23 protein-coding genes are annotated in these 23,435 nt (G+C 38.2%); 11 read left to right on the forward strand and 12 right to left on the reverse strand.

What is annotated here, in order from left to right:
* From BLP63_RS01790 to rpmH, 10 genes are all read right to left on the reverse strand, one after another.
* On the reverse strand, positions 1-768 hold the full coding sequence (locus tag BLP63_RS01790) for a ParA family protein (RefSeq protein WP_456297592.1): 768 nt from the start codon (positions 766-768) through the stop codon (positions 1-3).
* Between the two features lie 110 nt (positions 769-878).
* Positions 879-1,667 (reverse strand): ParB/RepB/Spo0J family partition protein, encoded by a 789-nt coding sequence (locus tag BLP63_RS01795; RefSeq protein ID WP_092589166.1) that lies wholly within the window; start codon positions 1,665-1,667, stop codon positions 879-881.
* Positions 1,668-1,679: 12 nt separating this feature from the next.
* Positions 1,680-2,399: a 16S rRNA (guanine(527)-N(7))-methyltransferase RsmG gene (rsmG, locus tag BLP63_RS01800; protein WP_092589167.1), complete on the reverse strand. Its 720-nt coding sequence runs from the start codon at positions 2,397-2,399 to the stop codon at positions 1,680-1,682.
* Position 2,400: 1 nt separating this feature from the next.
* Positions 2,401-4,287: a tRNA uridine-5-carboxymethylaminomethyl(34) synthesis enzyme MnmG gene (gene mnmG, locus BLP63_RS01805; protein ID WP_092589168.1), complete on the reverse strand. Its 1,887-nt coding sequence runs from the start codon at positions 4,285-4,287 to the stop codon at positions 2,401-2,403.
* A 13-nt stretch (positions 4,288-4,300) separates the two neighbouring features.
* Complete coding sequence (gene mnmE, locus BLP63_RS01810; protein ID WP_092589169.1) at positions 4,301-5,683, reverse strand: tRNA uridine-5-carboxymethylaminomethyl(34) synthesis GTPase MnmE; 1,383 nt, start codon at positions 5,681-5,683, stop codon at positions 4,301-4,303.
* A gap of 56 nt (positions 5,684-5,739) precedes the next feature.
* Positions 5,740-6,360 carry an RNA-binding cell elongation regulator Jag/EloR gene (gene jag, locus BLP63_RS01815; RefSeq protein ID WP_092589170.1) on the reverse strand — a complete coding sequence of 207 codons (621 nt, stop codon included), beginning with the start codon at positions 6,358-6,360 and terminating at the stop codon, positions 5,740-5,742.
* Between the two features lie 7 nt (positions 6,361-6,367).
* On the reverse strand, positions 6,368-7,072 hold the full coding sequence (locus BLP63_RS01820) for a YidC/Oxa1 family membrane protein insertase (protein WP_092589171.1): 705 nt from the start codon (positions 7,070-7,072) through the stop codon (positions 6,368-6,370).
* Between the two features lie 32 nt (positions 7,073-7,104).
* Positions 7,105-7,314: a membrane protein insertion efficiency factor YidD gene (yidD, locus tag BLP63_RS01825; protein WP_092589172.1), complete on the reverse strand. Its 210-nt coding sequence runs from the start codon at positions 7,312-7,314 to the stop codon at positions 7,105-7,107.
* Positions 7,311-7,640 (reverse strand): ribonuclease P protein component, encoded by a 330-nt coding sequence (gene rnpA / locus BLP63_RS01830; RefSeq protein WP_207646393.1) that lies wholly within the window; start codon positions 7,638-7,640, stop codon positions 7,311-7,313. The genes yidD and rnpA overlap by 4 nt, the downstream gene beginning before the upstream one ends.
* Before the next feature lie 50 nt (positions 7,641-7,690).
* Positions 7,691-7,825, reverse strand: a complete 135-nt coding sequence (rpmH, locus tag BLP63_RS01835; RefSeq protein WP_092589173.1) for a 50S ribosomal protein L34 — start codon at positions 7,823-7,825, stop codon at positions 7,691-7,693.
* A 529-nt stretch (positions 7,826-8,354) separates the two neighbouring features.
* Between rpmH and dnaA the strand changes: the two genes are divergently transcribed.
* From dnaA to gyrA, 6 genes are all read left to right on the forward strand, one after another.
* A complete protein-coding gene (dnaA, locus tag BLP63_RS01840) occupies positions 8,355-9,695 on the forward strand; it encodes a chromosomal replication initiator protein DnaA (protein WP_408605853.1) in 1,341 nt (446 codons plus the stop codon).
* A gap of 265 nt (positions 9,696-9,960) precedes the next feature.
* Entirely contained in the window at positions 9,961-11,064 is a 1,104-nt protein-coding gene (dnaN, locus tag BLP63_RS01845; protein WP_092589175.1) for a DNA polymerase III subunit beta, read from the forward strand.
* A gap of 11 nt (positions 11,065-11,075) precedes the next feature.
* Positions 11,076-11,324, forward strand: a complete 249-nt coding sequence (locus tag BLP63_RS01850; protein ID WP_207646394.1) for an RNA-binding S4 domain-containing protein — start codon at positions 11,076-11,078, stop codon at positions 11,322-11,324.
* Between the two features lie 3 nt (positions 11,325-11,327).
* Entirely contained in the window at positions 11,328-12,449 is a 1,122-nt protein-coding gene (gene recF, locus BLP63_RS01855) for a DNA replication/repair protein RecF (protein ID WP_092589176.1), read from the forward strand.
* 1 nt (position 12,450) lies between these two features.
* A complete protein-coding gene (gyrB, locus tag BLP63_RS01860) occupies positions 12,451-14,361 on the forward strand; it encodes a DNA topoisomerase (ATP-hydrolyzing) subunit B (protein WP_242870746.1) in 1,911 nt (636 codons plus the stop codon).
* A gap of 74 nt (positions 14,362-14,435) precedes the next feature.
* Complete coding sequence (gene gyrA / locus BLP63_RS01865; RefSeq protein ID WP_092589177.1) at positions 14,436-16,874, forward strand: DNA gyrase subunit A; 2,439 nt, start codon at positions 14,436-14,438, stop codon at positions 16,872-16,874.
* A 174-nt stretch (positions 16,875-17,048) separates the two neighbouring features.
* Here the strand turns inward: gyrA and BLP63_RS01870 are convergent, their stop codons facing one another.
* On the reverse strand, positions 17,049-18,689 hold the full coding sequence (locus tag BLP63_RS01870; protein ID WP_092589178.1) for a hypothetical protein: 1,641 nt from the start codon (positions 18,687-18,689) through the stop codon (positions 17,049-17,051).
* A 281-nt stretch (positions 18,690-18,970) separates the two neighbouring features.
* Between BLP63_RS01870 and BLP63_RS01875 the strand changes: the two genes are divergently transcribed.
* The 3 genes from BLP63_RS01875 (at position 18,971) to BLP63_RS01885 (ending at position 20,750) form a co-directional block, all read left to right on the forward strand.
* The gene (locus tag BLP63_RS01875) at positions 18,971-19,285 is read left to right on the forward strand and encodes an STAS domain-containing protein (RefSeq protein WP_092589179.1); all 315 of its coding nucleotides are present in this window, start codon (positions 18,971-18,973) and stop codon (positions 19,283-19,285) included.
* A gap of 151 nt (positions 19,286-19,436) precedes the next feature.
* Positions 19,437-19,835: an ATP-binding protein gene (locus tag BLP63_RS01880; protein ID WP_092589205.1), complete on the forward strand. Its 399-nt coding sequence runs from the start codon at positions 19,437-19,439 to the stop codon at positions 19,833-19,835.
* 111 nt (positions 19,836-19,946) lie between these two features.
* On the forward strand, positions 19,947-20,750 hold the full coding sequence (locus BLP63_RS01885) for a SigB/SigF/SigG family RNA polymerase sigma factor (RefSeq protein WP_092589180.1): 804 nt from the start codon (positions 19,947-19,949) through the stop codon (positions 20,748-20,750).
* A gap of 58 nt (positions 20,751-20,808) precedes the next feature.
* Here BLP63_RS01885 and trpS read toward each other — a convergent pair whose 3' ends face one another.
* The gene (trpS, locus tag BLP63_RS01890) at positions 20,809-21,789 is read right to left on the reverse strand and encodes a tryptophan--tRNA ligase (protein WP_092589181.1); all 981 of its coding nucleotides are present in this window, start codon (positions 21,787-21,789) and stop codon (positions 20,809-20,811) included.
* A gap of 98 nt (positions 21,790-21,887) precedes the next feature.
* Here trpS and BLP63_RS01895 point away from each other — a divergent pair, with 98 nt between their 5' ends.
* Positions 21,888-23,072 (forward strand): ABC transporter substrate-binding protein, encoded by a 1,185-nt coding sequence (locus BLP63_RS01895; RefSeq protein ID WP_170829224.1) that lies wholly within the window; start codon positions 21,888-21,890, stop codon positions 23,070-23,072.
* A gap of 145 nt (positions 23,073-23,217) precedes the next feature.
* A partial coding sequence (locus BLP63_RS16955) for a hypothetical protein (RefSeq protein ID WP_330387053.1) occupies positions 23,218-23,435 on the forward strand: 218 nt, incomplete at its 3' end.

The raw sequence follows: 23,435 nt of genomic DNA on the forward strand, positions 1-23,435 counted from the left end.
TCATCTCTTTGCGAATTCTTTTGCCAATTTGATATAAGCTTTTGCACCTTTCGAATGTTTGTCGTAAGCAACAACTGGCATACCATAGCTTGGTGCTTCAGCAACGCGAACATTTTTAGGAATAACGGTCTTATAGACTTTGTCTTTAAAATACTTATTAACTTCATCTACAACTTGAGAAGAAAGGTTAGTTCGGCTGTCATACATAGTAAGTAAAACCCCTTCTATTTCAAGACTTGAATTCAAATTCTTTTTAATTCTGTGATAAGTGTCGACCAACTGACTGACACCTTCTAAAGCGTAATATTCACATTGAATTGGGATCAAAATACTGTCCGCAGCGACTAATGCGTTGATAGTCAACAGACCCAGAGAGGGCGGACAGTCAATCAATACGTAATCATAGTCCTCTTTGATAGCATGAATAACTTTTCTTAACCTGTGTTCACGTTCAGTTAAATCAATCATTTCAATTTCTGCACCCGCAAGCGCTACGTCTGACGGCATAATATATAAATTTTGATACTTTGTATCATGTATGCAGGCTTTAGGCTCAGCCTCACCTAATAAAGCGTTGTATATATTGTATTGCAGCTTGTTTTTCTCAACCCCTAAGCCACTGGTTAAATTTCCTTGTGGGTCGTTATCAATTACCAATACTTTCTTTTTCATTCCAGCTAATGCTGCACTTAAATTTACATTGGTAGTCGTTTTCCCGACGCCACCTTTTTGATTGAATACAGCGATTGCTTTACCCAAGAAAACCACTCCCTATTTGAAGATTACTACTATTATACTAAAAATACGCATAAAAAAATGAAAGAGTACAAACTAATTGCACTCTTTCACGAAATAATCTTATGTTTCACGTGAAACATCTACTTCTGGAACCGAATTCTGACTTCTAACCCATCCTTGAATTCAACCTCTTCGTAAGTTAGCTTTCCACCAGCAGCTTTGATGGTCTCTACGCTTTGCTTCAATGTATTCAAATATATTTTAAAAGCTGCGATCCCTCGAATATTCCTCTTACTCTTAACTTCTTTAATTTCAGCGTCCGTTTGATTAGTCCATTCAGCAATATAACTCTCTGTCTCTTTTACCGTCAGCTTGTCTTGAATGATTTTTCTTACAGCTTTTCGCAACTGAGCTGTAGAATCAAGCTTTAGCAATGCTCGAGCATGCCGTTCACTCAGCTGATTTTCAATTAACGTATCCCTTATTGGCTCAGGAATAGCCAATAATCTGATCTTATTTGAAATCGTAGATTGTTTCTTACCAAGCAAATCCGCAAGTTCCTTTTGAGTCCATTGCTGATCTTTCATCAGCCGTTCTAAAGCACAAGCTTCTTCAAAAAAATTCAAATCATTCCTTTGAATGTTCTCAATTAAAGCCACAGCAGCTGATTCTTGATCACTCATATTAACAAGCATTGCAGGAATTTCTTTCAGTCCAGCTATACCAGCAGCTCGGAGTCGACGTTCTCCAACAACAAGTTCATAACCGTCCTGAATAACCCTGACAGTTATAGGTTGAATAATACCGACACTTTTAATCGAATCTGCCAACTCATTTAAATCCTCATAAGAAAAATTGCGCCTTGGTTGATGAGGATTGGGTCGGATGTGTTCAATAGGAAGATGAATCAAATGCTCACTTCGATTCAAGCTTTCAGCCCCCTATACTATTGGCTTCTTAGCTGGAGTACCAGCTTTTCTTGGATAAACAGATGGTGTCATTTTTATTTTTTTTATAACTACAAGATTGTGACCCAATTCAGTTCCTGGAACAGTTACCGGAATGATCTGAGGAGAGTCTCCACCAAGTATTTTTATTGCTTTTTCAGCAGCTTTGATTTCATCTATAGCTTCGTTTGTCTTCTGAGCAACAAAATATCCGCCAACTTTTACAAAAGGGAGGCAATACTCAGCTAAAGTGCTCATATTGGCAACTGCTCGCGAAACGACAATATCAAATTCTTCTCTGTACTCCGACTTTCTTGCAGCTTCTTCTGCCCTTGCGTGAACACATGTTACATTTGTCATATCAAGTGCACTACACACTTCATTTAAATATTGAATTCTTTTATTTAAAGAATCCATTAGAGTTATATTGAGTTCAGGCATAACAATTTTTATTGGGACTCCGGGAAAACCAGCACCAGTTCCAAGATCAAGCACTTTTTTACCTTTAAAATCAACTGGTCCACTTAAGCATGTCAATGAATCAAGAAAGTGTTTGTAGACAATTCCTTCCTCATCTGTAATAGTGGTTAAATTAATCTTACTGTTCCATTCCAAAAGCAGTGTTTTAAAGATCATGAAATGATCCAGTACTACTTCAGAATTATCATGCCCCAATACTGACAAGCCCTCACTTAACGCATTCCTGACATCCATTTCAATTGCCCCGCTTTCTATTGCGTTGTTCCAAATAGATCATCAGGACAGAAACATCAGCAGGGGACACACCGGAAATCCTGGACGCCTGTCCAACAGATTCAGGATTGATTTTTGTAAGTTTCTGACGCGCTTCTAAACGAAGGCCCTCAATTTCGTGATAATTAATATTTTGAGGCAGCCGCTTATTTTCCAATTGTTTAAAACGTTCTACCTGTTGCATTTGTTTTTGTATATAGCCTTGATATTTTAATTGAATCTCGCACTGCACAAAAACATCTTCTCTTAGCTCTGGCCTTTCCAAATCAACTTCTCTAAGCAAATCATAATTAATTTCTGGTCGTTTCAACAGTTCTTGAAGTGAGGTGCCTTTCTTGACAGAAGAACTGCCAATTCTCTCTAAGAAGGCATTTACCACATCCGGGCGCACAGTGACCTGCTCAAGCCGCCGCATTTCTTTTTCAATATTTTCCATTTTTTCAACAAGTCTCTCATACCGTTCTTGGGTTGCCAGACCAAACCTGTAACTCTTTTCAGTCAACCTCATATCGGCATTGTCCTGTCTTAAAAGAAGCCTATATTCCGCTCTTGAGGTCATCATACGATAAGGTTCATTGGTGCCTTTTGTCACCAGATCATCAATTAAAACACCAATATAAGCCTCCGAACGGTCCAGTGTAAATGGAGGTGCGCCTTTAAGCTTTAAAACAGCGTTGATCCCAGCTATAATGCCTTGTGCCGCAGCTTCTTCATATCCTGACGATCCATTAAACTGCCCTGCGGAAAATAAATTTTCTATAGATTTTACTTCAAGCGTATTTTTTAGTTGTGAAGGATCCAAACAATCATATTCAATTGCGTAAGCTGGACGCATAACTTCAACGCTCTCCAGACCTGGTATCGTACGCATGAAAGCTGTCTGCACATCTTCAGGAAGGCTTGTCGACATCCCTTGAACATACATCTCGTTTGTTTCATAGCCCTCAGGCTCTATAAACAGCTGATGTCTCTCTTTATCCGCAAATCGCGTTATCTTATCTTCAATAGATGGGCAATACCGCGTACCAGTTCCTTCAATTTGTCCGCCAAACATGGCAGAACGAAGAATATTCCTTTGAATGACATCATGTGTCTCTTTATTGGTATAAGTCAACCAGCAGGGAAGCTCTTCAAATTCAACGCTGTCATTCATAAAGGAAAACGCGGCTGGTCTTGCGTCACCATATTGTGGCTCCATTTTCGTGTAATCCAAAGAACGTTTGTTAACACGCGCTGGTGTTCCAGTCTTAAATCTCCATATGCCAATTCCATGAGACTTAAGGTTCTCTGCTAGCTTCAATGATGGTGCCAAGCCATTCGGACCGCTTTGAAACACTGCACTACCAATAAATATCTTCCCACCGAGATAAGTACCGGTTGCCAAAATGATGGCTTTCGCCTCATAACGCGCACCCGTACTTGTCAAAAGACTTTTTACACGACCATCAACAACCTCAATCTCAATGATTTCACCTTGTTTAAGGTCTAACCCATCTGTATTCTCAATGACTTTTTTCATTTCTACATGGTATTTTGTCTTATCAGCTTGGGCTCTTAAGGAATGGACAGCAGGACCCTTTCTGGTATTGAGCATTTTGCTCTGAACCATAGCCTGATCTATGATCAATCCCATTTGTCCTCCCAAAGCATCAACTTCACGAACCAAATGTCCTTTGCCTGTACCTCCAATAGACGGATTACAAGGCAACATTGCTAAAGAATCCAAATTAATTGAAAACATGACTGTTTTCATGCCCATTCTGGCGCTTGCCAGCGCGGCCTCGCAGCCTGCATGGCCTGCTCCAATGACAGCAACATCATAACTTCCACTATAAAATTCTTCTTGCAAATCCAACACCTCTCTATTTGCCCAGACAGAATTGACTGAAAATCTTCGTTATCAGGTCATTTTCGACCGTTTCCCCTGTTATTTCGCCGAGAGCCTCATATGCATTCTTTACATCTACTTGTAAAAAATCGTATGGCATATTAACACGGCATGATTCAACCGCTTCGCTGAGAGATTTAGCAGCCCTGCGCAAAGCGTCCTGATGTCTGAGATTTGTTACCAATGACCGCTCTGAAAGTGAAACTTCCCCTCCGTAGACCATTTTGGCAATCTCATCTTCAAGTTCTTGAATGCCTTCTTCCTGAATTAAAGAAGTCTTAACAATTGGTACATGCTCACCCAGACTTTCACGTAAGTTAACCTCATCAATTACAGGCGCCAGATCGCTTTTGTTGAGTAAAACGATTGCGCGGCGTCCTCTCAGATAACCCATGATTTTTTCATCTTCCTCAGACAATGCTTCTGCTGCATTCAATACAAAAACCACCAAATCCGCACTGTTAAAAAACGCTTTGCTGCGCTCAACACCCAATTTTTCAACTAAATCATCCGTTTCACGTATTCCAGCGGTATCCACTAATTTGATCGGTACGCCCCGAATATTCAACGTTTCTTCAATAATATCACGAGTTGTGCCGGGAATGTCCGTTACAATAGCTCTCGATTCCCGCAGTAAAGCATTTAACAGTGAGGATTTACCAACGTTTGGCTTACCAACAATGACTGTGCTGAGACCATCTCGCAAAATTCGTCCAGTTTCACTTTTTTTAAGCAGCTCAGAGATAGATTTCTCTGCTGCCGTAAATCGGGAAGTCATTTCAGCATATGTCATTTCCTCAATGTCTTCTTCCGGATAATCAATGCAGACTTCGAGCTGTGCCATTGCAGCGAGAAGCGCTGCCCTAACGGCATCCACTTTTCTGGAAAGATGTCCTTCCAACTGATTGTAGGCAACGTTAAACCCTTGCGGTGTCTTTGCTTGAATCAAATCCATGATGGATTCTGCTTGAGCCAGATCCAGACGTCCATTCAAGAAAGCGCGCTTTGTAAATTCACCTGGCTCCGCCATACTGGCGCCATTTTCCAGAATCAGCTTAACAATTTCTGTCATTGGAACAATGCCGCCATGACAATGAACCTCGACCATATCCTCACGGGTATAGGTTCCCGGAGCAAACATAGGCACTAACAATACCTCATCCACTACAGAGCTCTCTCTGTAAACATGACCATAGAGCATCCTTCGATGATCCTCCGTTGTGATTGAAGCCCTGTTTTTCTGGACGAAAATTTTGTTGGCGATCTCCACACTCAATTCGCCGCTCATTCGCACAATACCTATGGCACCCTCACCTGGAGGTGTTGATATTGCAACGATTGTATCCTCTCTGAACAACGTCTGTCCTCCTCTCGGATACAAAAAACCCAGTAGCTTGACTGGGTTTTTCAAAGTTACTTATTCAAGAATATAACGACTTTACGATTAGGCTCCTCGCCTTCACTTTTAGTGCTGACATATGGATGTCCCTGCAATGAGGCGTGGATGATCCTGCGTTCATACGGATTCATAGGTTCAAGCACAATATCTTTTCTCATTTTTTTTGCTTTTGCCGCAAGCCTGTGCGCCAATTTTTCAAGAGTTTCTTTCCGCTTGGCACGATAGCTTTCAGTATCCAGCGTCACTCTGAGATAATCATTTCTTTCTTTGTTGACCACCAGACTGACCAGATACTGCAGAGCGTCAAGCGTTTGGCCTCTCCGTCCGATCAATATAGCCATGTCTTTTCCTAAAATATCAAGATTCAAAGCGTCGCCATCCAGCTTCGCTACGACTGTACCATCAATTCCCATTTTCTCGAGAATTTTTTCAAGAAATTCAACTGCAATTCGATCGCTTTTTTCCTTGAGTTCCACGCGAACTTTAGCTTCTTTCGCGCCAAAGAGACCAAAAAGACCCTTTGAAGATTCTTCTATGACGTCTACTTTAACCTGATCTTCGGTTGCAGACAGTTCTATCAACGCTAGCTTAAGCGCTTCATCAACAGTTTTAGCGGTTTTTTCGACAACATACATGAACTTGTTAAGCCTCCTTCTTTTTCAGGTGACCGGTAAGCTTTTGCTGAACGAGTTGGAACAAACTGCTGATAATCCAGTAAATCAGAACACCCGCAGAAAGTGTACGTCCAGTAAATAGAATAACAAAAGGCAGTATGGTGTTCATGGTTTTCATCTGCTCATTGACTTGCTGTCCGGAATACATAGAGTTCATCTGCCAATAAGTAATCGCTGCCGCGAGTATAGGCATTAATCCTGGCAATGCTCCAATAAAACCTGTTGCCGATGGAATCAAAAGATTCAGCGTATCCGGGGCAGCAAGATCTTTTATCCAAAGAAAACCTTTACTGAGTGCTTCATTCGCCATTGCAGCGTTGTTATTAAAGACATACTGAATAGGATCTCTCAGTGTACCAAACAACGCGAAAATGATTGGCAGTTGAATCAACAGGGGCAAGCATCCTGCCATTGGATTAATATGATGCTGTTTATAGAGATCCATTTGCTTTGCGGCAAGCGTCTCTTTATCATTCTTATACTTTTCTTGCAACTCTTTAAGCTTTGGCTGTATTTCATTAATCGCCTTAGACGAACGAATTTGTTGCAAATTTAACGGATACAACAAAAGTTTGACCAAAATTGTAAAAACTATGATTGATAATGCATAATCATTGACAAGATTATAAATCAAACCCAATGTTTTTCCAAAAATTGCATATAAAAAACTCAATCCTCTTCCTCCTGACCAGCATTAAATCAATTTTATTTTAGTGGATCATATCCCCCTGGATGAAAGGGATGACATTTTATAATGCGTTTGATGCTGAGCCAAGATCCTTTTAAAGCACCATATTTAGATACGGCTTCAAATGCATAATGGCTGCAAGTAGGATGAAATCTGCATCTCGGTCCGAGAAGCGGAGATATGTATCCTTGATAAAACCGAATCAAAGCGAGCAGTATTTTTTTCATTTCTGACGAAGCTCCTTCAATAACCGGCGCACACTTTTTTCGATATCCTGATACGTTGCTTCGACAATTCTGACCCGTGCAATAAAAACAAGATCATAGCCAGTTGGCACGCGGTCTGAATTTAATCTGTATGCTTCTCTGATCAAGCGTTTTGCTCGGTTCCTCACAACACTCTTTCCAACTTTTTTACTCACCGAAAATCCGACTCGATTTACTTTGAGTCCATTAGGTTTATGATACATCACGACAAATCGTGTTGCAGTTGACTTTGAATGTTTGTATACCTGAGCAAACTGACCGCTTTTTTTAAGCCCTTCAATCTTCACAATGAACCTCCAAGGCCTATAATTGCAAAAAAAGACCACTAGTCGCGGTCTTAAGCAGTCAAACTCTTTCTTCCTTTTTTTCTACGAGCTCTCAATACGTTTCTTCCGGATTTAGTTTTCATTCTCTTTCTAAAGCCGTGTTCGACTTTTCTTTGTCTCTTTTTAGGTTGATAAGTTCTTTTCACTAGGGACACCTCCTTGAAATTAGATATCTATTAAACCAATGGGTTCACAAAACAAAAAGTCTGCTATGTCATTATAATTTCTAAGACAGCCCTTGTCAATACCGAATTGAAGTGCCGTCATAAGTGATCCACAGATTAACTAACAAAAATGAAATTGGTCAGGCTGTGGATATTTTTGTGAATTCAATTGAAAAACCTGCGATAATTTGATATCATAATTTCACTGTTGATAAGTGAATCTTTTAATCCGAAACATTCACAATTATCCACGAAATGTGGATAACCCTGTGAATATTTTTCATTTAATTGCGCAAAACCACGTTAAAATGTATTATTGGCCTTATGTATATGTGGATAATGCCAATAACTAATTTTGTGGATAAATGGTGTTTGCGCATTTTTTATGCACCTTTATCCACATAACGCACACAAAACTGTTGATAGCTTGCAATCAAGCTACTGTGATAAGTTATTCCATTAGACTTGTTGATAATTTGTGAATAAAGTTTCTGGAGGTAATAAAATGAGTTTGAATGTCCGGGAGTTATGGGAAGCGACTATGGCATTAATCAAAAAAGAATTGACGGAAGTAAGTTACAATACATGGTTAAAGTCGATCTCTCCCATCGCGGTCCGAGGCAATCGATTAATTTTGGCTGTACCAAATGATTTTAACAAGGAAATTCTTGAAAATCGCTATCTGTCACTTATAACCAACGCCGTTAAAGAAGCAGCCAACAGGGAATTTTTAATTGAATTTGTTTTGATTACTGAAGCCTCAAAGTTTGAATCTGATCCACATGAATCATTGAAAAGATATGATGCTTTTGATGATGATATAAACCAACCTCGACTGAATCCTAAATATGTTTTTGATGAATTTGTTATAGGTAACAGCAACCGTTTCGCTCATGCTGCGTCCTTGGCTGTTGCCGAGTCTCCGGCAAAAGCATACAATCCATTGTTTATCTATGGTGGTGTTGGACTTGGCAAGACACACTTGATGCACGCCATCGGCCACTATATCCTGGATCAGAACAAGAAAGCCAAGGTTGCTTATGTAACCTCTGAAAAATTTACAAATGAATTGATTAATTCCATTAAAGATGATAAGAATGCCGAGTTTAGAAATCGTTATAGAAACGTCGACGTTCTTTTAGTGGATGATATTCAGTTTATCGCAGGAAAGGAAAGGACACAGGAAGAGTTCTTCCATACCTTTAATGCCCTGTATGAAGCAAATAAACAAATCATAGTATCAAGCGACCGTCCACCAAAAGAAATTCCAACTCTTGAAGATCGTCTTCGGTCAAGATTTGAGTGGGGTTTGATTACAGACATTCAGGCACCAGACTTCGAGACACGCATCGCTATTTTAAGGAAAAAAGCTGAGATCGACAGTATTATCATTCCAAATGAGGTCTTTGAATTTATTGCGCGAAAGATCAAATCGAACATTCGTGAGTTGGAAGGCGCACTGACAAGGATCATTGCATATGCATCGCTCGCAAATGTAGAAATTTCAGTTGAAATAGCTGCGGAGGCTCTCAAGGATATTATTGCTTCCTCAAAACCGAAGCAAATCAATGTTGAACTGATAAAAACCATAGTCGCCCAAAATTTCAATGTCAAAGTGGAAGATTTCATAACCAAGAGACGGACGCGATCTATTTCATACCCGCGCCAAATCGCTATGTACCTTTGCCGCGAGCTGACTGATATGTCATTACCTAAAATTGGAGAAGAATTTGGGGGCAGAGATCATACCACTGTCATTCACGCCTATGATAAAATATCAAAAGAGATTTTGGAAAGCGCTTCATTTAAATCAAGACTCGATAAAATTACTAAGGAAATACAAGGCGAGTAACCCTATAGTATTTATACTCACAAAGTCCTGTGCAAAACTTTAAGAGCGCCTGTGGATAAAAACGGGCGCCTGTTTTTATCACAAACTGTGGATAACACATCAAGTTTTGATACGTTTGTCCACAGTGTACAAATTTCTTTAACGACTTGACGGTAACGGCTGTATAAGTTTTCAACATACCAACAGCCCCTACTACTATGACTAATATTATTACTTAGTTAAGTTTAAGACTCGAATTGACCATCAGACGAGGAGGTTTTCCACATTGAAATTCACTTGCCCGCAATCCGTACTCTCTGAAGCAATCCTCACAGTCTCCAAAGCTGTCTCATCAAAGTCAACGCATCCCGCTTTGAATGGTATATTAATCGAAGCTAATGGAAGTGAAGTCACGTTAACAGGAAATGATTTAACCTTAGGTATTGAAACTAAATTTGTAGCTGAAGTGGAGCAAGAAGGGAGTGTCGTCCTTCCTGCAAGACTATTCGGTGAGATTATACGAAAACTTGTTCCACTGAATGTGTTGATTGAATCTAATGACAATTACGAAACAAAGATTCTCTGTGATCGATCTGAATTCAAAATTATGGGGATGTCAGACGCTGAATTCTCAGAAATTCCGGAAGTAGATTCAAATTCTGGCGTTCAAATTGAATGCGGTCTTTTAAAAGGCATGATCAGACAAACTTTGTTTGCGACCTCTCTTGACGAATCGCGGCCAATCCTAACTGGTGCTCTTTTTGAGTTTGAACCAGACAGACTTTCTGTCGTTGCCATAGATGGCTATAGACTTGCGTTAAGGCAAGCTATGCTCCACTCGGATCTTAGCGGTAAAGTCGTAGTACCTGCTAAAACACTCAACGAAGTTGCTAAAATACTTTCCGGAGTTCCGGATGCAGAAATAGTCTATGTTCTTTTTACAGACCACCATATCCTTTTCGAATTCAATCAAATCAGAATTGTTAGCCGACTGCTCGAAGGAGAGTTTATTAAATATTCACAGATATTGCCGAAAGACAACAAAACTGTGGCAAAAGCAAAAACTGATGAATTGCTGAACAGTCTTGAACGCGCTTCTTTGATGGCAAAAGAAAGTAAAAATAGCTCAATAAAACTTTCCATTAAACCGCAAAGAATGAATATCCTTTCGAATGTTGAAATTGGAAGCGTCAATGAAGAAGTCACCATTGATTTGAGTGGCCCGGAATTAGATATAGGCTTTAATCCCAAATATCTGATTGATGCTTTAAAAGTTATGGAAAGTGAATGGGTAACCCTCGAATTTTCAACTAATGTAAGTCCATGCATAATGAAACCAGTAAACCATGGATTTTATACCTATCTTGTCCTGCCAGTAAGAATGGCCTAAAGGAGATAATTATGTACGTAATGATTCATACAGATTTTATAAAACTTGATCAGCTAATTAAGTTATCAGGCTTGGTACAAACAGGCGGTTACGCTAAACAAGTGATTGCCGATGGTTTGGTTAAATTAAACGGTGAATACGAAGTACAAAGGGGAAAAAAAATTCGACCTGGTGATAAAGTTGAAATAGAGGTCAGAGATGAATCTGATGCGCTTGTAGAAACTTATACCATTGAAGTCGGGTTTGGCCAGGAGGAATAAAAAGTGTTTGTTCGGAAGCTGAAGCTCGAAAATTTTAGAAATTATGATGGGCTTGAGCTAGAATTTGACCGGTATCTTAACTTGATTATCGGTGATAATGGCCAAGGGAAGACCAATTTGATAGAAGCACTCTTTGTAGGCGGTTTTGGGAGGTCTTTCAGAACTTCCAGAGAAAGGGAAATGGTACAATTCAATATCAATACAGCGTATCTCGGCATTCAATTCCATCAGCATGGTATTGAAAGCCAACTTGAGATGCGCTTTTTAGAAGACAAAAAAAAATCCTTAAAATATAACGGATCTCCCATTCATAGATTGAGTGACTGGGTGGGAAGATTAAACATTGTAGCTTTTACACCTGAAGATCTCAAATTGGTTAAGGAGTCACCTGTAGAAAGAAGACGTTTTATAGATCGGGAAATATCTCAAATGAGCACAAAGTATCTTATGTCTTTTGTACACTATAATAGGGCACTTGATCAGCGAAATGCTTTGTTGCGATCGAAATCGACCCAATCAGCACTCTATGAAATTTGGGAAGAAAAAATGGCACAATATGGCGCTCAAGTCATTTTAAAAAGATTGGAATTTATAAAAAAACTTAATAGTATCAGTCAACGCATTCATTATCAAATGACGAACGGAAAAGAAAAATTTGGTGTAGAATATTTGTCTTTTATATCAAACGAAAATGAACCGGATTATGATACAATAGTAACAGCGATCATAAATAAAATGGAAAATTATAGAGAAAAAGATATTGAGAGGGGTTTTACTTGGTTTGGACCTCATCGTGATGATTTAAAACTCACAATTGATGGACATGATGCCAGGGTTTACGGCTCACAAGGTCAGCAGAGGACTGCTGCCCTCTCTCTCAAATTGTCAGAAATAGAAATAATACATGAAGAAACTGGAGAATATCCAATTTTGATATTGGATGATGTTATGTCAGAATTGGACCAACATCGTCAAAATTTGTTGATAAAAGCTTTTGAAAATGTACAGACTTTTATAACGACAACAGAGCTAAGTACTATCAAAAATGATCATCTTGCAAGAGGCAAGATTCTAAAAGTTATTGATGGTACTGTTATTGAATATGATACAGCAGGAGGTAACTGAAGTGACAACACCAGTCCAGAATGATTACAATGCAGAACAGATTCAAGTCCTGGAGGGCTTGGAACCGGTTCGGAAACGGCCTGGTATGTATATTGGGACCACCAGCCTGCGCGGACTTCACCATTTGGTTTATGAAATTGTAGACAACAGCATTGATGAAGCTTTGGCAGGCTATTGCAGCCATATTGACGTTGTAATTGGTGCAGATAACACAATTATGGTATCTGACAATGGTCGAGGTATGCCAGTTGATATGCATACGAAGTCAAATAAGCCAGCCGTAGAGGTCATACATACTGTATTGCATGCAGGCGGCAAGTTTGGTGGAGGCGGCTATAAAGTATCCGGTGGACTCCATGGCGTCGGTGCTTCAGTCGTCAATGCGCTATCTGAATGGATGATTGTAGAAGTTAAAAGGAATGGAAAAATTTACAAAATTGAATTTTCGCGTGGTAAGACCACTTCTGAACTGAGCATAATAGGGGAAACAGACGAAACCGGATCAAAGACGACTTTTAAACCGGATGATATAATTTTTGATGAAACAGTTTTTGATTTCCAGACTCTTGAGTATAGACTGAGGGAAATGGCATTTTTAAACAAAGGGATCAAAATAACCCTTACAGATGAACGCATTGATTCCGCAAAAAAATCCGTATTTTATTACGAAGGTGGAATCAAAGAATTTGTTGCTTATTTAAATAAAAATAGAACTTCAATCCATGACAATGTCATATATAGAGAAGCGCAAATAGATGGAAACACTGCAGAAATTGCCGTTCAATATACGGATGGCTATACTGAGAATATTTATACTTTTGCAAATAATATCAATACTCATGAGGGCGGCACACATTTAAGCGGCTTTAAAAGCGCGCTTACAAAAGGGATAAACGACTATGCCAGGAAAAAAGGCTTTTTGAAAGAAAAAGAGGAAAATTTGACTGGTGAGGATATTAGGGAAGGTATTACTGCTATTATTTCTGTAAAATTATCTGAGCCTCAGTTCGAAGGCCAAACAAAGACAAAACTTGGAAATAATGATATTCGCGGTGTCGTAGAATCAATAGCTTCAGATATGTTCAGTGAATATTTAGAAGAGAATCCAAACGAAGGTAAAGTGATCTGTGAAAAGTGTATTCGTGCTTCCAAAGCAAGGGAAGCGGCGCGAAAAGCTCGGGAATTGACGAGAAGAAAAGGTCTTCTGGATGGTATGACATTGCCCGGGAAATTAGCGGATTGTTCGGAACGGGATCCATCCAAAACAGAAGTCTATATTGTCGAAGGTGATTCCGCGGGTGGCAGTGCGAAACAAGGAAGAGACCGTGCTACGCAGGCTATTTTGCCTCTTAGAGGAAAAATATTAAACGTCGAAAAAGCAAATTTCTCAAGGATATTTAATTCAGCTGAAATACGGGCAATGATCACGGCTTTTGGATGTGGTATTGGTGATGAATTTGACGTCGAAAAACTAAGATACCATAAAATAATGATCATGACCGACGCAGATGTCGACGGTGCCCATATCAGGACTTTATTATTGACTTTCTTTTTCAGATATATGCGTCCTTTGATAGAAGAAGGTTATATCTATATTGCTCAACCACCGCTTTATAAAATTAGCAAAGGCAAGTCCATACAGTATGCTTATTCAGATCAGGAGCTTCAAAAAATTCTCGAGGAAAGTGGAAGAAATGTTGATATTCAGAGATATAAGGGCTTGGGTGAAATGAATCCAGAGCAGCTTTGGGAGACAACAATGGATCCTGAAGCCAGAATTATTCTTAGAGTCGGCATAGACGACGCAGTTGAAGCAGATATGATTTTTTCAACGTTAATGGGAGAAAAAGTTGATCCACGAAGAGAATTCATAGAAGAAAATGCAAGATATGTAACAAATTTAGATGTCTAAAAAACTAAAATTTTCTGATATATAAATTTTTGAAGAAGTAATTTCGGGGGAAACTCCGAAGAGAGGTGTGCTCAATGGATAACGAGATACAAAGAGTAGTGAATATGGACATCAGTAAGGAAATGAAAAAATCGTACATTGATTATGCCATGAGTGTTATTGTCAGTCGTGCGCTTCCTGATGTCAGAGATGGATTAAAACCAGTTCATAGACGCATACTTTTTGATATGCATGAGTTAAGCTTTGGACCGGATAAACCTTATAGGAAATCAGCGAGAATTGTGGGTGATGTACTTGGTAAATTTCACCCGCATGGTGACTCATCTGTATATAATGCCATGGTGCGTATGGCTCAGGATTTTGCGATCCGCTACCAGCTAATAGACGGCCACGGCAACTTTGGCTCTATTGATGGTGATTCAGCCGCAGCAATGCGTTATACTGAAGCACGTATGTCTAAAATAGCGACAGAGCTTCTCAAGGACATTGATAAAGAAACAATCGATTATAGACCTAACTTTGATGAAACGTTGCAAGAACCTGTGGTGCTGCCATCGAGATTTCCAAATTTGTTAGTGAATGGTTCAAATGGCATAGCGGTTGGTATGGCAACTGCCATTCCACCTCACAACCTATCCGAAATTATTGATGCTACCTTAGCCATAATTGATGATGCTGACATTGATATTGAAGATTTGATTGATATAGTTCGTGGCCCGGATTTTCCAACAGGCGCTCAAATTATGGGTTCTGAAGGGATTAAAAGAGGCTACAGAACTGGCAGAGGAAAAGTCATTGTAAGAGCAAAAGCAAGTATTGAAGAAATAAGGAAAGATAAAACTGCTATATTAATCTCTGAAATTCCATATCAAGTCAATAAATCTAAAATGTTGGAAGATATTGCCAATCTTGTAAGAGATAAAAAAATTGACGGTATCACAGATTTACGGGATGAGAGTAATAGAGAAGGCATCCGGGTTGTTGTTGAGCTACGTCGTGATGCGAATGCCAACGTCGTTTTGAATCAATTGTATAAACACACGCAATTACAATCCACGTTTGGCGTAAATATGATCGCGCTGGTTGAGGGTGAACCTAAACTCTTAAATTTAAAGCAAGTGTTGCACTATTATGTATTGCATCAAAAAGACGTTGAAACGAGACGTGTTCAATACGATCTTAGAAAAGCAGAAGAACGCGCTCATGTTCTCGAAGGCTTAATGATAGCACTGAACAATATTGACGATATGATTGAGTTGATCAAAGCTGCACCAAACCCTCCACAAGCTAAAGTAAGCTTGATTGAAAAATACGCATTAAGTGAAATTCAAGCTCAAGCTATTTTGGATATGCGTCTTCAACGATTGACCGGTCTTGAGCGTGACAAAATTGAGAATGAGTATAAGGAAATTATAGCGCTTATTAAGACTCTTCAAGAGATTTTAGCTGATGAAGTTCTGCTGTTCGATATTATTAGAAAAGATTTATTAAGAATTAAGGAAAAATACGGCGATCCGCGCAGGACAGAAATTACTATCAACTATGATGAAATCGACATAGAAGACATGATTGAAGATGAAGATGTCGTGATCACGTTGACTCACAGCAACTACATCAAGAGGACACCAGTAGATACCTACGCGGCACAAAAACGAGGTGGTCGTGGAAAAACAGGGGTCACTACCAAAGAAGAAGATTTTGTGGAGAATATTTACACAACAAGAACACATGATTATTTGTTGTTCTTTACAAATTTTGGAAAAGTATATCGTTTGAAAGCTTATCAAATACCAGAAAGTGGGCGTGTTGCAAGGGGAACAGCTGTTGTTAATTTGATACAGCTTGATCCGGAAGAAGTTGTAACAGCTGTAATACCTATAAAATCCTTTGAGTCAGGATATTTAATGCTTATGACCAAGAAAGGGATTGTCAAGAGAACAGCATTGAATAAATTTGATACTTCAAGAAAAAATGGATTAATTGCCATCCATTTGAATTCTGATGATGAATTGATCAGTGTTAGGGAAACCAGTGGCGCTGATGAAGTTATTGTTATTACCAGCCATGGCATGTCAGTCCGTTTCAATGAGAACGATGTTAGAGAAATGGGACGTGTCGCCACAGGTGTTAGGGGTATACGCCTTGGTCCTGATGATGAAGTTGTATGCATGGAAATTATTCTACCAGATGGAAAACTTCTGATAGTCAGCGAAAATGGCTATGGAAAAAGGACAGAGCTAGATGAATATAGAATTCAGACCAGGGGCGGTAAAGGTATAAAAACTTATAACATGAATTCTAAAACTGGAAAAGTGGTCAGTGCGCGCGTGGTTAAAGATGATGAAGAAATCATGCTGATCAATAGCCAAGGTGTATTGATCAGGCTGCACGTTGATGATATTTCTGTTCTTGGCAGATCTACGAGTGGCGTCAGATTGATGAAGACAGATGAGACTTGTTGTGTCGTTTCAACTGCAAGAATCGTGGATAAACCGTCAGAAGAAGATGAATAATGACTTGTGTTCCAAAAAATGTTTTGTTTTAAAATAATGGGATATTAATTTATCAACAGCCCCCTTATATTGATTAATTTATGGAGCCTCTCAACAAGGCTCCTTTTTTTTTATAAAAAAATAAAAGCATGCCGCTGAAATTAACAACGACATGCTTCACTCTTAGAAATACAGTCACGATAAAAATAGGTAAGGGGTATACAACATGACAAAGAAGATAAGATCAATCACATTGAAAAAGATATATGATTTCATGTAATGTGTGCCACGGTTTCTTTTTGAGTAGTCGATGAAACAATACAAAGCGACGGCAGTTAAAAGCAAACCCCATCCATAGACTTCAAAGGTTGTATTAATGAAAAATGGAAAATTTTTAAATTTATCTGTTTGGCCAATTATTTTAGAATTTACAAAAATGAATTTAACAATCACGTGAAGGACAATTGAAATTTTAAGTAATTTATTTCCATTCCTTTCGGCCCAATTGATGTAAAACATAGAAGCGATCAGGACAAATATTAAGATTGGCACCAGGATATAAACTTCGAGAATCAGTCCAATATAAGATAATGGCAAGAAAGTTGTTAAGGTCGTCAGTATTAGATTTGTTATTTCCTTACTATTAATTTTCAAACTTTTATCAATAAGTTCAGGATTATTTGAGCTGAGGTATATTGTTGACTGTCCTTTTGAAATCTCTGAAAAAAGAAGATATTGATAGCGAGAAGTCGAGGGAGCATCATTCAACTCAAAAAATATTGGCTTGACAGAAGGGTGGATAGTATTTGTCAATGTTTTAAATGTCATTTCATCAACATTACTGGTGACGAGATTAGTAAATTGTCCTCCGGAGGTTTGAATATCAACTCTTCCAATTGAGGTATCAAATGAAAACGCAATCATAACGTTACCGTTGCGAAGATAATAAGTGGGAAATAGAGAAAAGTTTTTTGAAGTAATCTTTGTGGTCTCCAATTGATCTGAATGATCAATTGAGCCATCAAACATATAGACATAATTAATTCCGCTTTTTTGATCTTTAAAAACAGTAGTTGAATAGTAACGTCCATGATGGACAAAAAGAGCAATTTCTGAAGGTCGCATTGAATTGCTGCCAGCATATTTTTGAAGGTCAAATTCTTGCAATAGCTCCATTTTATCATTGAGAATTAAAAGTTTTTGGCGATAGGCTGCCTGATCATAATTTGTAAAAGTGATGAACCATTGGTTACCATCATGATAAGATGTCAGAGTTTCAATGTACCTTGCAGTCGTGACTTTAGTGTGCTTACCCATATGATAAATGAAAACCGCTTCCTCGTCAGCGTAAATTAAGTGATCTGTACCTATAAAAGCTTTCCGTGGAGAGGAAGTAATCTTCATTGGTTCATTTAGTGACTGTCCGTTTTCAACTGAAAAAGATTGTTCATAAAAGTTCTGATTTCGATCTTCATATATTAGTTTTAGTGAATTGTTATTCTCTGGAATATGTCCATTCATGGATAGTATTGAAGCAGTTGTGTCGAGTTTTATTTTATCGTTTATTAAACCTGTTGAACTGACATTCATAGCGTTGACAGAGTTTGAATCTGCATAAGCGAGGAAAATACTGTCGTGTCTTAAATCAACAAAAACATTTTTTGAATAATAGTCCTCATATTCACCCGTGATCTCATAACTTTCAATTTCTATACCTCTGCTGAACCCACTGTCTGGGAGCTTCATCAGATCAATATAGAGAACAAAAAAAAGAAGTGAGAATAGAATAATGACAGTTACTGCAAATACTGCCTTCCAACTCAGAATATACTTCAATACAAACGCCTCCTGTCAGTAGTAAATTTTACTATTTGCTATGTTGATCTTCAATACTTTTCACAAAAGAGTGAGATAATCCGTTCAATGAAAAATTCCACGGCTCGCGTACACTGTTGATTTTTTAAAAAAGGATGTACGTAAATCATAATTAATCATATAATGAGCACACACATATTGAAAAAATGAATGGTTAAATAATTATCGTACTATATCAAGGTTTAATACCCCTTTTTAGGGGGTACAAGAGATTTGGCTAATTCTTTTAAGGGGGGCGTACGGTGTCACTTCAGATTATTAAGCAATATAACGAAAGTAAGAGTCAATGGGAAGTTGAGTTAATTGGTGATGCGGATATTCAAACAAGTAGTCGTCTGAAAGACGAACTCAATGCTATGCTGGACGAAACAGAGTCCAATGTGCAGTTAAACTGCGAAAGTTTGTCATATATAGACAGCACGGGTTTAGGTGTATTGATTGGTGTATTAAAAAGAGTAAAGACTAAAGAAAAAAATATATACATCATGAGTGCTCAAGCAAATATGAAAAAACTGCTAAGTATAACAGGCCTTGATAAAATATTCGTTATTGTATAACGACAAAAAATCAAATTTGCATCAATAGATTAAGTTTGAAAAGTTTATATTTATAAGAAAACACGATTGATAAAAAGGAGGGCGGTTGTCTGTTCCTCAGGTGAAATACATTGGGGTTGCGACAGCCGAAATCTATAAAGGTGGAGAATCAATGGTAGATAATATAACAATTACATTGCCTAGCAAAGCTGAATTTGTTAGTGTTGCAAGGCTAACGGCATCCGTAATTGCAAATACTATGGGTTTCGATTTCGAAGATGTTGAAGATATCAAAGTTGCCGTGGGCGAAGCTTGCAATAATGCTGTTATACACAGTCGTTCAGATGAATATTTTGGTATTAATTTCACAGTGAGCAATGGAACTTTTGTCGCTGAAATTGAGGACAAGGGCTATGGATTTAGTCTTGATCACTATGAATCACCTGATTTGAATAATCATAAAGAAAATGGATTGGGTCTTTTTATCATGAAATCCCTTATGGATGACGTACAAGTTTTCACTGAAATTGGAAACGGAACCAGAATCGTATTGACAAAGTACCTCGAATAATGATTAGATAATAAAAAGTAAGTATTGTTCCTAAAGATATAGAGAGAGATAGAAGCCAGATGCGAACATGGCGCTTGCATCAGCATTCTATTGAAAACAGGGGCTGATTAGATGGGCAACACGTTGGACTCGAAGGCACTTGATTTTGAGAAAATCAAGGACCTGTCGCAAGTTGACAGCAAAGTGCTCTTCAGGCTTTACAAGGAAACCAAGGATTTAGAAATTAGAAATGAACTTATTACACGTTATATTTACATTACTGAAATACTGTCGAAAAAGTATATTAATAAAGGGATCGACTACGAAGACATTTATCAGGTTGCAGCGCTTGGTTTAATTTATGCTATTGAGCGGTTTGATATTGATCGTGGCTTTGAGTTCTCTAGCTTTGCTACGCCCACAATTATTGGTGAGATTAAAAAATATTTTAGGGATAAAGGCTGGTCTGTTCGAGTACCGCGTCGCATTCAAGAGTTATCAAAGAAAATAAACGTAGCAAAAGTAAAACTTCAGCAAGATTTACAAAGAGTTCCCAAAATTGAAGACTTAGCACTTTATTTGAACTGTACAGAAGAGCAGATTATAGAAGCTATGGAAGCCTCCCAAGTTTATACGCCTAAATCTTTGGACATCAGTTTTGATTCCAATGGTGATGACAAAGATATTCAATTGATTGATATTGTTGGTGAGGACGACAAATATTTTGATCTTGTCGAAAACCGTGATTTCATAGAAAAATGCATGGAAAAATTAAATGATGTTGAAATAAAGATTATTAAGGATCGCTTTTTTGAAAACAAAACTCAAATTCAGGTTGCTAACGAGCTTTGTGTTTCACAGATGACGGTTTCACGTATGGAGAAAAAGATCCTTAGAAAGTTCAAGAAAGAGTATAAAAAATTGACTGAAATATAATATTATCCAATAAATTAAGCCTGAGAACAGATGCAAATGTTCTCAGGCTTTTGTCATTCTAAAATCTAACGAAACCAATTTTATCTTTTACTCTATCCAAAACGAGATTAGCAGCGACATCAGCATCTTGTGCACCTTTCTTTAAAATCTCCATAATTTCACCAGAGGACAGAACTTCGTGATATCGATCCTGAATTGGTTTAAAATGATTGTTCACAATCTCAACAAGGTCTTTCTTAAATTGACCATAGCCTTGACTATCATATCTATTTTCAATATCTTTAAGCGAAATCCCATCAATTAATGAATAAATTGACATGAGATTACTAATTCCAGGCTTTTTAAGCTCATCATACCTGACTTCGCTTTCACTGTCAGTTGTGGCTCTCATAATTGATTTTTTGATTCGATCAGGAGTGTCTAAAATTGTAATTTTGCTAAATTCATTTGGATTACTTTTACTCATCTTGGATGAAGGATCATCCAACGACATGATCCTGGCACCAATCTCCTGAATCATAGGCTCGGGAATAACAAAGGTATCTCCATACCGATTGTTGAATCTATTCGCAACATCTCTAGTCAATTCGATGTGCTGCTTCTGGTCTTCGCCAACAGGGACATAGTGCGTGTCATACAGTAAAATATCTGCTGCCATTAAAGCAGGATAAGTGAATAATCCAGTTGAAAAGACCTCTTTACCCTTGCTTTTGTCTTTAAATTGAGTCATCCTACTGAGCTCGCCCATATAGATGTGACACTGTAAAATCCATCCAAGTTCTGCGTGTGCAGGCACAGAGGATTGGAGAAAGAGAGTGACTTTCTTTGGATCAAGGCCTATTGCTATGTACAATGCAGCAAGATCAACGGAATTTTTTCTTAAAGTTTCTGGATCTTGGGGAACTGTTATGGAGTGCATATCTACAACGCAGTAAAAACAATCATTGTCTTCCTGGAGTTTGACAAAATTCTTCATGGTGATATAATTTCCAAGATGTATCTGACCGGTAGGCTGAACTCCGGAAAAAATTCTCTTCATGGTTGGTACCTCCCTGTAAATGAATTATTCACATTATAATATACTTCATTCATTGTTTCAATTTTTTCCCGAATGTTCTTGAAAGGGTGTTGTCTCATTTGAAGAGAGTCAGAAACCTTTACATAATTTTAAGTATACTTTTGATTTGCGTATCTGTATCAGGCTGCAAAGATTCTAATTTTGAGACTATCAAAAATGACAATTTGAAAGTACCACGTCCGGAAGTGGTTAAGATTGGTGTTTTTGAACCGGTCACTGGAGCATATAGTTATGCAGGTAATTTAGAACTCGAAGGTATTAAATTGGCCAATCAGCTTTATCCCTTTGTTGATGATATAAAAATTGAATTGGTAGTTATGGATAATCAATCTGATAAACTTGCTTCTGCAAGGGTTGTTAGTGATTTGATCCAAAATGAGGGTGTCAGTGCACTGATTGGAAGCTGGAGCTCCACCTTATCACTCTCAGCTGGACCAATTATAAATGATTTGAAAGTGCCAGCAGTAGCACCGACAAGTACGAATCAAGACCTCACAATTGGTAATGATTATTACTTTAGAGCTTGTTTTTCTGACGCCTATCAAGGCAGTACACTTGCCGGCTATGCCTATTATGATTTAGGGATTCGGACTATAGCATTGGTGACTGAACGCGGAAATGATTATTCTAATGGACTTGGGCGATTTTTCGCTGACAGGTTCGTTGAATTAAATGATTCAGATCATAATGTGATAATCTACAGAATAGAATACGACCCGAATCAAATTTTAAATGAAGAAGAATTTGATAAGATCATTATTTCTAATCCAGACGCCATTTTTATTCCTGGTGGTTATAGCGAAACGGCGCATTGGATAAAAAAAGCGCGGGAATATGGTTATGATGGAATTTTCATTGGCGGAGATACTTGGGATAATGACGTTTTTGTGACTTATGGCGGTAAATCAGTTGAAGGCGCAATATTTTCTTCTTTCTACACAAGTGAAATTGCTTTAACTCAGGAATCCACGGTGTTTCTTGAAAACTACAAAAATAAATATGGAAAAGAACCCACTGCTATAGCGGCACTGGGTTATGATGCCTATCTAATGATCAAAGATGCAATACAACGGTCGGCCTCCTCTGATCCTGAAGAACTAAAAAATGCGCTAAAAGAGATTTCTAATTTATCAGGGGCTGCGGGTTTGATCACTATGAATGAACTTGGCGAACCTGAACGTATTTTGATTATTAAAACAGTCAAAGATGGCGCTATTAGGTCAATAACAACAATTGATAACTAAGTTAAATTGTCAACTTCCATAAAAAAATGTGACTAACCCGAAAATAATCAGTCAAAGCCCGTATTTCTGAGGATTTGCTTGCAAAGATACGGGCTTAATGTTATACTGTATTTAGTCACATATGTTACTAAAAAGGAGGACGAATATGTACCTCGATTTTCTAGTCAAAATACCAGAAGCAGCAGGTAAAATTACCTACAGAAAACGAGACGACTCCTGTTATGTTTACTATGAGTACGATAGGATCTATGATCCTACGCGAAAATTTACGAACGTAAAGAGAGCGATGATTGGTAAGCAATCCAAAGCTGATCATCTTATGATGCAGCCAAACCAGAACTACCTGAAGTTCTTCCCGGAAGT

Origin of the sequence: Acidaminobacter hydrogenoformans DSM 2784 (genome assembly GCF_900103005.1) — a bacterium.
Classification (GTDB): Bacteria; Bacillota; Clostridia; order Peptostreptococcales; family Acidaminobacteraceae; genus Acidaminobacter; species Acidaminobacter hydrogenoformans.

Coding starts and splice junctions, on each gene's coding strand:
- BLP63_RS01880 (WP_092589205.1), top strand. CDS start 19,437: ATGGTAGATAATATAACAATTACATTGCCTAGCAAAGCTGAATTTGTT.
- BLP63_RS01850 (WP_207646394.1), top strand. CDS start 11,076: ATGTACGTAATGATTCATACAGATTTTATAAAACTTGATCAGCTAATT.
- trpS (WP_092589181.1), bottom strand. CDS start 21,789: ATGAAGAGAATTTTTTCCGGAGTTCAGCCTACCGGTCAGATACATCTT.
- yidD (WP_092589172.1), bottom strand. CDS start 7,314: ATGAAAAAAATACTGCTCGCTTTGATTCGGTTTTATCAAGGATACATA.
- BLP63_RS01885 (WP_092589180.1), top strand. CDS start 19,947: ATGGGCAACACGTTGGACTCGAAGGCACTTGATTTTGAGAAAATCAAG.
- jag (WP_092589170.1), bottom strand. CDS start 6,360: ATGTATGTTGTCGAAAAAACCGCTAAAACTGTTGATGAAGCGCTTAAG.
- gyrA (WP_092589177.1), top strand. CDS start 14,436: ATGGATAACGAGATACAAAGAGTAGTGAATATGGACATCAGTAAGGAA.
- rsmG (WP_092589167.1), bottom strand. CDS start 2,399: ATGGATGTCAGGAATGCGTTAAGTGAGGGCTTGTCAGTATTGGGGCAT.